The sequence below is a fragment of the Haloarcula sp. DT43 genome (assembly GCF_037078405.1).
GTDB lineage: Archaea > Halobacteriota > Halobacteria > Halobacteriales > Haloarculaceae > Haloarcula > Haloarcula brevis.
In genome coordinates, this window is sequence record NZ_JAYMGZ010000003.1 from 610,927 (window position 1) to 623,652 (window position 12,726).

Sequence of the window (12,726 nt, forward strand, 5' to 3'; positions counted from 1 at the left end):
TCTGTGACTCGTTCCCAGGGTTGGGTTCTGGGGTCAACACAGCCCGGATAGCCAAGACGCCAGAGTTCGATCGTGCCGACTACGGCGACGAGCAACGCGCCGACAGCGAGGCCCCGTTTCCGTGACCGCTCGAGGGTGCCCCGTGCTTCGTCTGTGACACTGCGTCGTCTACATCGCGGTCTGCATTCGCCTTCCACAGTGGCTCGACACCGACTAGCATACTGCCTCACCGCGGCTAGCCGTCTCAATCCCTGCTCCCCTGTCCGTTCAGTAGGTCAGGCTCATGCCGCCCTCGTGGGTCATGTCCCCCCCGTTGAGGTGGCTGCTGTGGTGTGAGCATCCCATCACGAATAGATTCGCCACCTCGTAGGGTTCCATCATGTCTTTGACGCGGGTGCGCTCGAGCATCACTTTCTCGACGACCTCGTCGACAGTCATGTTCCGCCGGTCGGCCGTGTCGGGCAACTGCTTGGCGACCAGTGCGGTCTTGACGTAGGCGGTACTGACAGTAAAGGCACGGACTTTCCCCTCGCCTTCGGCGGCGATGGACTGGGTGAGCCCTCGGAGGCCGAATTTGGTCGTGTTGTAGGCGACCTTGTCTTTCGTGACGATGTGGCCGTGGACCGAGCACATGTTCCCGACGACGCCGCGGCCATCATCGTTTGCGCGGAAATGCGGAAGGCAGTGTTTCGTGAGCAGTAGCGGCGCCCGTTGCATCACGTCGTGCATCAGGTCGTACTTCTCGACCGGGAACGACTCAATCGGTGCGACGGTCTGGATGCCGGCGTTGTTAATCAGGTACCGGGGCGACCCGTGAAACGTCGCCGTGTCGACGATGCGTTCGAGGTCAGCGTCGTCGGTCAGGTTGGCAGTGACAGTGACGATATCCCCGGGGAGGTCGAGTTCCTCGGCCTCCGCCTCGACAGCCGCGAGGCCGGCCTCGTCTCTGTCGGTCGCGAGAACTGTGAGGCCGTTGGCCGCGAAGGCAAGTGACACCGCCCGGCCGATGCCCGCCCCGCCACCGGTGACGATGGCGACATTGTCGGCTACGTAATTCGGGTCATCGATCGTCAGAAGATTGTCACGGGTGATTTCGCTGGGTCCGTATTTCGCCATCGCCTCCTCGACGGTCATGTCTGCCATGTAACGCCAGTCGTCGCTCTCGGTGTAATAACTACCGACGGCATGACGTCGCTGCACGCGAACTCTGCTTCGACGTCTGTACGGGACCACTGACAGGAATTCTCACCTCCACAGCACGAGCAGTCTTGCCGTTGTCGCTGTTCTGCTCACGGTGGCCGCAGCCCCTTTCCCTCCGTCACAAACTCAGCGAGACCGAGAACACGCTCACTTCCCGACGCTCGAGCAACCAGGGAGTGAAATAAACCAGGAGGCTGGAGAGGCCCTTCGTCAACACCTCCATTGCCGTCCGAGCTAGGGTGAGTGAGACACTCTCTGTGTAGCACCGAGTACTCTGCCAGGAGAGTGATTCTTCGGTTGTTTGTGGTAGACTTGACGGAGTGCGTCGGCGGTCGGGGTACCACAATCCGGATGTACTTCCGGACGGTCGCAAGGGCACTCCACCCAATCAGTGCTTGTAGCGGTACAATGGTACGCCCCGCCAAGTTTTGTGAATCCTGCGTACTCCATGCGGTCCGTGCAGTAACGTTCGTCACTTGTCGAGGACTGTTGATATTTGTACTGACTCAATGGTCGGTGTATTCTGATTCAGATTACCATTTACTTCGATACGGGATCACCCGATCCGCAAAAACCGTGCGGCGTATCCGGGGTCACCCTGCCGCGGTGTGACGACGACGAACGCCTCTGGCGGAGCGTCAACAATGTCTGCAGGGAGTCCGCGGAGTTCTGGTGTCCAGCCAAGACTTCCCTCTCGCGGTTTCAGAGGAACGACGAGGTCTGCCTGGCCCGCCGCCTGGAGGCGGTCGCGGAGACCATCCCAGCCGTCTACAGTCGAGACAGTCACGGTCATTTCAGGGGGAACGTCTCCAATCAGTCGTTTGTAGGACTCACGCGCGAGCAGACTGTCGACAGCGATTACCTCAAGCGGTGCACCGAGGTTCCGAGCGATGCGCTTGACGAGATAGACGCTCTCGGCGAACCCCTCGTGATGGCCAATTGCCGGGGGTAATACGAGGAGCACCCGTGACGTCGTGTTGATTGGCCGCCCGAGTCGCGAGACAAGCACTGGATCAGTCGTGCGGTCACGGACTTGGTCGATGATAGTACCGAACACATGCCCCTTGAGGGATATCTCCCCTCCCCAGCCCAGCAGCACGAGGTCGGCCCGGGTCTCGACGGCCGCGTGAGCGATGCCGGATGCGACACTGTGGTCGATTCGGGTTTCGATTTTGACTGGAACCTCCGCTTCGCTGCCGGTTTCGGCCGCGCGGTCCAGTTCCCTCTCGGCCGCAGCCAGTTCCTCGTCGCTAGCATCAGGGCTGAGCACTGTCAGGAGATGGACCGGCGTCAACGAGGGATCGTCTTTCAGCGCGAAGGCCAAGTCCAACAGGCGTCGCTGGAGTTCGGCAGCCTGGGTCAGTGGGAGGAGAATTCGCGGATCGTAGGGCTCGGGCGCACTCGTGGCTGCCTCCCCCTCGGTGGCAAGACGGCGCCCGTAGCGTTCGGTCACCCATGGGCTGACGATTGCGGAGACGAGGATCATCACGACGACAGCGTTGAGAACTTCGGAAGCGAACACACCCGCCTCAAACCCAAGCAGCGTGATTGCCAGCGCTGCAGCCGCCTGACCAACAGAGAGGCCGACAAGCACGCCGGTCGCGTTACGGCTGTAGCCCTTAATCGCGGCCACACCGACGGCGGCGACGACTTTCGTCGAGAGCATCACCCCGAGAATCACCGTCGCGATCCAGAGTGTCTCTGTGCCCGCAAGGAGGACCGCGGGATCAACGAGCATCCCCACATACAACAGAAAAAACGGGATGAACAGAGCGTTTCCGGTGAATTCGATTCGGTTTATGAGCGTGCCACCTCGTATGATCTGCCGGTTGAGGGCGATTCCGGCGATGAAGGCCCCAAGGATGGGGGCCAGTCCCAGCCCCTCGGCGAGGCTCGCGGATCCAAAGATAACCACGGCGACGAAGAGGAACTCAAAGTAGCTCTCCTGGCTGGTGTTGCGAAAGAACCAGCGGGCAAGCAGGGGGATGACCAGCCAGAGGCCACCGAACAGGGCAACGAGCGTGACTGCAATCTGGCCGACCAGCCAGAGCGACAGGCCGTCCTGAATGACGCCTAGGGAGAGCGCCAGTACCACGAGCCCTGCCGTGTCAGTGAAGAGTATCCCACCGAAGACGGCCGTAACGGCAGGGTTTGTCGTCACGTCGAGTTTGTTAACGACGGGATAGGCAAGCAGTGTGTGGGTGGCGAAAACTGCCGACAACAACATCGCTGCCCAGAAGTCGAACCCGAGGACGACCATGCAGACGCCGGTCCCGACGACGAACGGCAAACCGAAACTGACCCCACCGAAGAGCGCAGCATCCTGTGGCGCCTGGAGGAAGCGACGTAAGTCGAGTTCCAGCCCGACGATGAACAACAAGTAGACGAGGCCTGCGTTCCCGAGCAGGACGACTGCGTCGCCGAGTGCCAAGATACCTACTCCGTTTGGACCGAGTACCGTCCCAGCGAGGACGATTCCGACGATTCCCGGCAGGCCGACTCGCTCAATAAGAATCGGCGCAAGCAAAAACGAAACGAGCGCGAGTGCCAGCACGACGACCGGTTGGTCGAATGGGAGTACAGAATGAAGTTCTGATGCGCCGGAAAGGAATGCGCTCATCGAGTCGCGAGTGTGTCTATCAACTCAATCCCGCCAAATAAAAGCCTGTTCCAAGAATGGCCACCAGGAGTTTGCTTTGCTGAATCCAGCCTCTCTTTGCAGCACGCCGCTTCTTACAGAACCCTGGTAGTTTCTCCCGCTCGTGCTGAATACAGGGCGCATATCTCGCATTACCAGGGAGTTCACATCGACCTCGTCGGTGCGTTAGAGACAGTCGATGGGGTCGTTGAAAGGCATCACATTCACCGCGTACGATACAGTTGGCGTACTCAGAACTACGGTTCTCGGGGGTCGAAATCTGTCAGATATCGTCGGTAGCGGGTTTGGAGTCTGTACTCAGCGAGCCATCAGGAGTCTCCGCGTCCCCGCTCCAGTCAATGCGGACACGGCGGACGCGTCGCTGGTTCGTATCGAGCACCGTTACCACGATATCCCCAAGTTCTATCCGGTCGCCCTCTTCACCTAGTCTCCCGGCGTGGTGGTTGACGAGTCCGGCGACAGTTTCGAATGGTCCGTCCGTCTGAATCTCGATTCCGAGACGTTCGTTCACATAATCGACGGTCGCCCACCCGGTGACGACGGCAGTGTCGGCATCGACTACGCGTATTGGATCGGTGTCCTCGCTATCGAATATTTCGCCGACGACTTCCTCAATCACATCCTCGAACGTCGCGAGTCCCACAACAGTGCCGAATTCGTCAACGACGATAGCCATCTGGGAGCCTTCGATTTGCATCTCTGTGAGCAATTCGTCGACCGGCTTGGTTCCGGGGACGAATACGGGTGGCGTCATCGCATCGTCAAGCGTTCCTCCCTCGGAGCGGACCCGAAGGAGGTCACGCACGTCGACGACCCCGCGGATGTCGTCGCGGGTATCGCCGTACACTGGCATCCGTGCCACGTGCTCGCGCCAACTGGTTTCGATTGCATCATCGAGGGTCGCGTCGGTGGACACCGCAACCATCGCGGTTCGCGGGACCATTACCCCTCTGATTGTCGTCTCCTCTAGGTTGAGGACACGGCGGATTATCGTCCCCTCGTCGCGGTCAAGGACGCCGCTGGTCTCGCCGCTCAGAACGATTGTCTCGATCTCCTCTCTCGTGAGATAGGCCTCGAAATTCGACTCGCCGCCTGTGACGCGGTTTATCGCCCCGGTCGTGACCTCGAAGACGAACAGGATTGGCCGGAGTACCCGCTGGAGTGCGACGACTGGTCGGGCGACGCGCAGCGCGTGCTGCTCGGCGTTAGCGACGGCATAGGACTTGGGAGCGATCTCGCCGAACACGATAACAAAAAAGCTCGTAAATACCGTTGCCCCAGTCGCGGCCTGATTGGCAGGCAGGAATTCCACCAGAACAGCGGTGGCGACGCTTGCGGCTGCGATGTTCGCCACATTGTTGCTGACGAGCGCTGTGACGAGGAATCGATGGGGATTCGCTCGCAGCTTCGCTAGTGCCGCTGCACCAGGTGCATCGGCCGCGGCGAGTGCGTCGACACGGTGACGAGTGACTGAAAAGACTGCCAGTTCGCTGCTCGAGAAGAAGGCACTGATCGCCGTTAGCAGGCAGATCGCTACGATACCGAAAGCCACCAGCGTGAGAACCATACCCGCAATTTGTGTCGCAAGGTGGTAAATTCCGGTGACGATCTCTGAGGACTTCGGTTTTCGCTGCGCTGGATCAATGGCTTTGCACATCTCCAAGGAGAGCGACCGTATTTAGGAGACTCCACGACTGTATCCACACACGTTCAGCGATGGGTTGGGTCGATGTTGACACCAGAATAAACCGGACTGTGCTGTTGATTCATTCGCTATATCTCGCAACCGCTTGTGATAGCTTCTGGAAACATTAAACTGGATGTGCAAGATACAAAACGCGTATCGGTCAGCACAAGTCAGCGGCGTATCGCTCGATAGTGCCTATTCGCCGCTACCACTGAGGGCAGTCATCGGAGTGGCGCCGGCAACGATAGCACCTGTTGCGAGCAGCGCTGCCGACAACACAACGAAATCCCCACTCGGTGAGTAGCCGGCCAGCCCAGCACCAACTTGCACGATAAACACCGTCACAAAGAAACTGAGGATGGCAAAGGCCAGCATGACGAACGCCGCGATGATACCACTAGCTAATGTTCCGAACGAATCAAGAAGTCCCATTTGGTAAGTAACCTCGATTTAAAAGGAGAGTACACTGCATAAATCACTTGGGTTCTGTCTACGTCTAATTATGACGTTGTTTGATTACTACGCGGCCTCGTTAGCAGATGATTCTCCCATATTCCATGAAAAAAGAAGCCGTCCTGCTGAATAGAAGCGCCATGTTTCGCACACTGGTTCTGACAGCTTCCAAGAATATCGAAGCGTGTGTGCAAGATACAAAGCGCGAGTCGCTCAACACGAGATTGGATCTTTAGCCTCTTCTTCGTAGGTGATTCGACGGGTTCGATCTCCATCACCACCGGCCAGCGCAGCGGAATCGACGAGCAATCGACTGCCATGGAAGAGGTCGCGGCCAATGCCCAGCAACTCTCGGCAATGAGTGATCAACTGTACGACCGAGTTGACGTGTTCAAACTCGCGGCAAACGAGAACGCTACCCTGTCGGAGTCAACAGAATGAGTACCACAGGCACGTCTCGGAACGCGACGCCAGACGAACAGGTGCTGACGTTCACCCTCGGGGATGAACGCTACTGTCTCGGGATCGAATACGTGGTAGAACTCGCCGATAGCGAGGAAATGACGTCACTGCCGAACACAGAAGAGTTCGTTGAAGACATCATGGAACTACGGGGCCGTACCACGACTATCATCAACCCAACCAAGATTTTAGAAACCGATCGGAAAGACCTGTTCACCGACGGTGGGAACAGTGAGCATCGAATTGTCGTGTTGGACGGTGAGGGAATCGATACCGTATCCTCAGTTGGGTGGGTGGTCTCTGAAGTTTTTTGAGTCCATCACTCCGGCAACGGCTAATTAGGACGACGACTCTCCACAAATCGCCCACAAGATATAGAAACTCCCAAAGTCATAACTATGTTAGTACCGCTACTATTAATATAACATCTATGTCGATTAATGACACCCCAATTTCGCAGATAAGCACCGGAGTCGGGGGTCTCGACGAACTATTACGAGGGGGGTTTATCCAGAATCGGATGTATCTGGTCACCGGAGAGCCAGGGACTGCAAAAACGACGCTCGGAATGCACTTTCTCTACGAAGGACTTGCCAACGACGAAACAGTCCTCTATATCCACGGGGAAGAGTCCGCCGAGGAACTCAAAACCAATGCCGCCCAGTTCGGTCTCGATATTAGCGCTGTAGAGTTTCTTGATCTCGGCCCCGATTCGGACTTTTTCACCGAGGATTCGTCATTCGATCTCGTCGATTCCAGTGATATCGATCAAGAATGCTACACCGAGGTGATTCACGAGGCAATCGAAGAAATTGACCCGGAACGGGTGGTCATCGACCCAATCACCCAGCTGCGCTACCTCGAAACTTCCGACTATCATTACCGCAAACGGATCCTCTCGTTCATCCGGTTCCTCAAAAAACGAGGCGTCACAATTCTCGCCACGGCCACTCTAAACACAAATGAAAAAGCTTCCGTAGATATCCGCTCACTGAGTGATGGCGTCGTTACACTGTCTCGTGTCGCCGATGGGCGGCGCATTGAAGTCAGGAAAAACCGGGGTGTCGGCCAAATCGAAGGCGACCACGGGGCCGAAATCCGCTCCAGTGGACTCGAAGTATATCCCCGCATTCGTCCGGAACCGTCTGACCGTGAATTCGATCCGACCCCGGTCGGATCCGGTATCCCCGAGCTCGATAAGATGGTTGGGGGAGGGTTCGAACGTGGGACGGTGACCTTCATCACCGGTCCAACTGGCGTCGGGAAAACCACGCTCGCAACACTGTACCTCGCCCAAGCGGCACGACAGATGGGTAAGTCGGTGATTTATCTCTTCGAGGAACGGATCGAAACGTTCGAACACCGATGCCGATCTCTCGGGATCCCGATTGACGAATTGCGGGAAGAGGGACTCCTCTCAATCCACGTAATCGAACCGGGGACACTCTCCGCCGAAGAGTTCGCCCACAAGGTGCGACAAGAGGTTGAGGAGGAAAGTGCAGAGACGGTTATGATCGATGGCGTGGGCGGCTACACCTCGGTGATCAAGGGCAACGAAGACGGTCTTGACCGAGATCTCCAGTCCCTGACTCGCTATCTTATCAATAGGGAAGTAACCGTCTTCGTTACCGACACAACGCACCAGGTAACAGGCCTCTCATCTGCCACAAGCCACAAGATAAGTCAAATTTCAGACAATATCATATTCATCAGTTACGTGGAAATTCAGAGTTCGCTTCGAAAGGTTATCGGCGTACTCAAAAAACGAGCTGGTGGGTTCGAATCCAGTTTTCGTGAATTCGAAATCACCACAAACGGTGTCCAAATTGGTGAACCCTTAAGGGAATACAGCGGAATCCTTCACGGCTCACCACGGGCCGGCGAACCACCACAACGGGATCCCAAGTCAGAATAATGACCCACCCGGGGACACCCCCCAGCGGACCGAGCGAAACTTCCGAGACGGTCCAATTACTCGTCGCCGATGCTGGAAATCGGTCTGCAATCAGTAGAATGCTCGACGACCGGTTCGAAGTGGAGACGAGCCAGACCGTGACGGACGCCGATATATATCTCATCGAAGATCACCTTTTCCCCGAGTATCGAGCGACATTACGCGAGCGGGTCGAGCAAGAGGACCCGGCGTTCTGTCCAGTCGTCCTGATTCAACGCGAGAGTACGGATCTGAAGCAAGGAAACAGGGGTCCGTCTGCCCCTGAGAGGACTATTCTCTATGACGAGGTGGTGGATGCACCGATCGACCCACCCCAGTTGATTCGGCGACTGAACTCGTTACTTGTCCGCCGTCGACAGTCTCAGGAGTTGATGCAGCAGGTCTCGACATTGGAAGAACGTGAGCAACGACTCCGCCGCTTCGAGCAGGGCGTCGAATCGACCGGAAATGGCATCGTCATGACCAACGCTGCTGGCAAAATTGAGTACGTAAACCCGGCTCTCGAATCGATTGCCGGGTATACTGAAGATGAAGTCCTCGGGGAGTCCCCACAGATACTCTTTCCCGATGGGGCTGGAGATATCTTCGACGATGAGTTCTGGCAGACGTTGGAAGACCAGACGGAATGGGAGGAGGATATCATTATCGAACGCAAAAGTTCTCACAGGCGAGTCGTTAATGCAACGACTACCGTTCTCCGCAATGCAGAGCGGGAAACTGAAGGATTCGTCATCGTACTCAGTGACATCACAGAGCGGATCCAGCGAGAACAAGACTTGGAAGACAGAGAAGCAGAACTCGATCTGCTTCGACAAATCTTGACGCGGTATCTCCGCCACAATATGCGAAATGATCTCAATGTCATCCAAGGCAGAGCAGAGTTGCTGAAAGAAGACGAGACGTTGTCACCAGAGCAGATCGAGTGGGCAGAGACGATCAGCGAGAACGCCGAAGATCTCATCGAGATGAGCAATACCGCTCGGACCTACAGTTCACTACTCGAAAGAGATGCCGAGTTGTCTACGTTTGATCTCTCGAACATCACGACAAAGGCGGTTCAACGAGTCCGACAAGACCATTCTGACGCGACGTTCGAACTGGATGTTCCCGAAACGTGTGAAATACGTGCCCGAGACGGGATTCAACGTGCGCTTGAGGAACTGATCGACAATGCTGCACGACATAATGATACGACGGAACCGTGGGTGCGTATTCAGGTCCAAGATCGTGTCGGTGCACGATTGGTAATCGAGGATAACGGGCCGGGAATCACCGATCGGGAAATAGAGTCTTTCGAAAGGAGGGTCGAAACACCGCTCACACACAGTCAGGGTGTCGGCTTATGGCTCAGTAAATGGCTGATCGAGGGAGTCGAGGGAGAGTTATCCATCGAGACAACGGACACAGGGACACGCGTTACAGTTGATTTCCCATCCCTTGCCACAATCAGTTCGACTGGGCAAGAAATCACCACGCTGAAAGAGCGTGAACAGCGGTTACAGACGATCAAAGATCGGATGACAGATGCGATAATCGAAGTCGATGCCGATTTCAACGTCACGCAACTCGACGAACGAGCCGAACGCATTTTCGGCAAAGAGGCGGATACCGTATTGGATCAACGTTTGTGGGATGTGTTTCCGACGCTTACAGACGCGCAATTCGAACCGGTCATCCGAAACGCCATGGAATCGCGCTCATCAACTAGTGTCGAAGGATATTTGGAAGAGATAGACACCGGTCTGGAATTTGCGATATATCCTGATTTTGACGGAGGGCTTACGTTTTACACCCAGGACGTAACGGAGCGCAAGGAACAACAGAAAATACTTACACGCAATACCCGCTCGATGGACGAAGCACCCATCGGTATCACGATTACCGATCCGAGTCAAGAGGACAATCCCATCATCTACGTGAATGACCGATTCCAGGAGCTGACTGGCTACTCGGAAGCGGAGGTTCTTGGCCGGAACTGCCGCTTTCTCCAGGGCGAAGCCACCGACCCCGAACCGGTTGCAAGGATGCGAGAGGCAGTTAACAACGAAGACCCCGTCTCCGTTGAACTCCGGAACTACCGGAAAGACGGTACAGAGTTCTGGAATCAGGTGTCGATAGCACCCGTCCGTGACGATGATGGGTCGGTCGTCAATTACGTTGGTTTCCAGCATGATATATCCGACCAACGACGCCGCGAGCGAGTCCTCCGGGAGATGTATGATATCATCTCGGACCGGCACGGATCGTTCGAGGACAAAGTACAGTCATTACTGGAACTCGGTCGGAGTGAACTCAACACGGAGTACGGGACGCTGTCGGAGATCCGCGGTGAGGAGTACGTGTTTGAGTTCGTTGCGACGGACGATGATAGCATTCAGTCGGGAGACGTAGTGCCGGTCTCGGCCACGAACTGCGAACTCGTCGCCAGTTCCGAGGAAACAGTCGTGGCCGGCGATGTCGAACGTGATGCCCCTGAGCAGACTGACCGGGCAGGCTTCACCGAGTGGGGAATCTCGTGTTATCTTGGGGCGCCGGTGTTTACCGGGAACGAGGTCTATGGGACGTTCTGTTTCTACGGCACGGAGGCCCGGGCCGATCAGTTCTCCGAGTGGGAAGTCACGCTGGTAGATCTCATGAGTCGCTGGGTGAGTTATGAACTTCAGCATCAAGAAGCGAACAAACAACTCCAACAGACGAACGAACAGTTGGAGCAATTTGCGTCGGCCGTGTCCCACGATCTGCGGAATCCCCTCAATGTTGCTGATGGTCGCTTGGCACTGGCGGACGAAGAGTGTGACAGTGACCACCTCGATGCAATCGGACGAGCACTTGATCGAATGGATACGCTGATCACTGATTTGCTGGCGCTCGCTCGGGAGGGCGAAAGTACGACTGAGATAACCTCGATCAAGCTTGCAATGGTTGCGGAGAACTGTTGGGATAACGTCGATACCAGGGATGCCAGCATCGTCACCGATATCGATCGGACGATTCGCGCCGATGAAGGGCGATTGAACCAGGTATTTGAGAATCTCATTCGCAACGCTGTCGAACACGGAGGTGGCGATGTGACGGTACGAGTCGGCGAACTGGAGAACGGCTTCTACATCGAAGACGATGGAACAGGCATTCCCGAAGACAAACGTGACGACGTGTTCGACGCGGGCTACTCGACAAGCGACAACGGAACTGGCTTCGGGCTGAGAATCGTCAAGCAGGTCGTCGATGCTCACGACTGGGCGATCCACCTAACTGAAGGTACCAGGGGTGGTGCGCGGTTCGAAATAACCGGCGTCGAGTTTGCTGCTGAATAGATCCTTTATATCGGTCACGTCGCTTCTGACAACACCTGAGCAGATTTCGGCGACCGTGCTGCATACAGGGTGCGGCTCCCTCTTCTATGAGCAGGTGACTCACGGCGAAGTCTTTTGTCTGAATTGATACACGCAACGTATATGCTGTCGAACCCTATCGGCCAACAGACATGTACAGTATGACTGCCGAACTCAGCGACGGAACCACAATCGGAGACGTACAGGAAGTCGTCGAAGGTTCGAACGGCGTGCACTTGAAAAAGGAGGTCGAAGGGGGAATGTGAAACGAGTAGCGTACATCCCCTCCCCTCAACTCGTCCACGTGTCCCCAGATAATGCGACTGTGCGACGCTCGGAGTCGGTCAATATTGATTGACCACTCTGGTGGACATATCGCGGTATACCATCACCACGTCCCGTTTTCAGATCCCGCCTTTAACAGAGTTTCCAGCAGTTGATTCGGGCGGTAGCGGACACAGCCACTTCGCTGGTCGTATTCGACTACCCCCACATCGGCCAGCTTCGGCAGCGCCATATGATGGAGGCGGACTGCTACTCGTTCTCTATCGTCACCGCAACTCTCCCGCTCGACGAGATGCTCAACGAGCGCCTCGAAAGTGACGCTCTCGTCCCCCGATTCGTGAAGGTACTGCAGTACGATGCGACGACGCTTCTTTGCGAGGGCAGGGAAAAGCTCTCCGGCTATATCGGTTTCTTCTTGCGATAGTCCTTTGTCAAGAGATGACATTTATACGCTATTCAACTCGAATTTCAATCAGCGCTATGCCGGGATTTCCCGGTATTTATATACCGTCACCAGTCGTACCGGTGAGATGCCTACAGCCACCGATGTTCATTGCAGAATTTACTATCGACCAGAGCGTGTCATAGAATCCATCTCATAGTTTCTCACAGCCCGGTTCGTTTCCTCGCTCGTAGTTGGTGATGGCAATGACGAGTCGGAGACACAGCGCGAGGAACACTTCTGTTCGTGCGT

General features: G+C 56.1%; 8 protein-coding genes and 1 pseudogene. 4 read left to right on the top strand and 5 right to left on the bottom strand.

The window, feature by feature from the left end:
* Positions 1 to 267: 267 nt before the first annotated feature.
* From VI123_RS14645 to VI123_RS14660, 4 genes are all read right to left on the bottom strand, one after another.
* Entirely contained in the window at positions 268 to 1,134 is an 867-nt protein-coding gene (locus VI123_RS14645) for an SDR family NAD(P)-dependent oxidoreductase (RefSeq protein ID WP_336338820.1), read from the bottom strand.
* A 622-nt stretch (positions 1,135 to 1,756) separates the two neighbouring features.
* The gene (locus tag VI123_RS14650) at positions 1,757 to 3,820 is read right to left on the bottom strand and encodes a cation:proton antiporter (protein ID WP_336338803.1); all 2,064 of its coding nucleotides are present in this window, start codon (positions 3,818 to 3,820) and stop codon (positions 1,757 to 1,759) included.
* A gap of 301 nt (positions 3,821 to 4,121) precedes the next feature.
* Positions 4,122 to 5,426 (bottom strand): hemolysin family protein, encoded by a 1,305-nt coding sequence (locus tag VI123_RS14655; RefSeq protein ID WP_336338804.1) that lies wholly within the window; start codon positions 5,424 to 5,426, stop codon positions 4,122 to 4,124.
* Between the two features lie 315 nt (positions 5,427 to 5,741).
* Positions 5,742 to 5,978 (bottom strand): hypothetical protein, encoded by a 237-nt coding sequence (locus VI123_RS14660; protein WP_312620297.1) that lies wholly within the window; start codon positions 5,976 to 5,978, stop codon positions 5,742 to 5,744.
* A gap of 458 nt (positions 5,979 to 6,436) precedes the next feature.
* On the opposite strand from VI123_RS14660, the gene VI123_RS14665 reads away from it, so the two are divergent.
* From VI123_RS14665 to VI123_RS19325, 4 genes and pseudogenes are all read left to right on the top strand, one after another.
* Positions 6,437 to 6,775, top strand: coding sequence for a chemotaxis protein CheW (locus VI123_RS14665; RefSeq protein ID WP_336338805.1), 339 nt, complete (start codon positions 6,437 to 6,439; stop codon positions 6,773 to 6,775).
* 116 nt (positions 6,776 to 6,891) lie between these two features.
* On the top strand, positions 6,892 to 8,376 hold the full coding sequence (locus tag VI123_RS14670; RefSeq protein WP_336338806.1) for an ATPase domain-containing protein: 1,485 nt from the start codon (positions 6,892 to 6,894) through the stop codon (positions 8,374 to 8,376).
* A 410-nt stretch (positions 8,377 to 8,786) separates the two neighbouring features.
* A pseudogene (locus VI123_RS19320) lies at positions 8,787 to 9,836 on the top strand (PAS domain S-box protein); the annotation flags it as partial.
* A 54-nt stretch (positions 9,837 to 9,890) separates the two neighbouring features.
* Complete coding sequence (locus tag VI123_RS19325) at positions 9,891 to 11,729, top strand: PAS domain-containing protein (protein ID WP_407067009.1); 1,839 nt, start codon at positions 9,891 to 9,893, stop codon at positions 11,727 to 11,729.
* Positions 11,730 to 12,135: 406 nt separating this feature from the next.
* Here the strand turns inward: VI123_RS19325 and VI123_RS19390 are convergent, their stop codons facing one another.
* Positions 12,136 to 12,477, bottom strand: coding sequence for a DUF7344 domain-containing protein (locus VI123_RS19390; protein ID WP_455429073.1), 342 nt, complete (start codon positions 12,475 to 12,477; stop codon positions 12,136 to 12,138).
* Positions 12,478 to 12,726 lie beyond the last annotated feature (249 nt).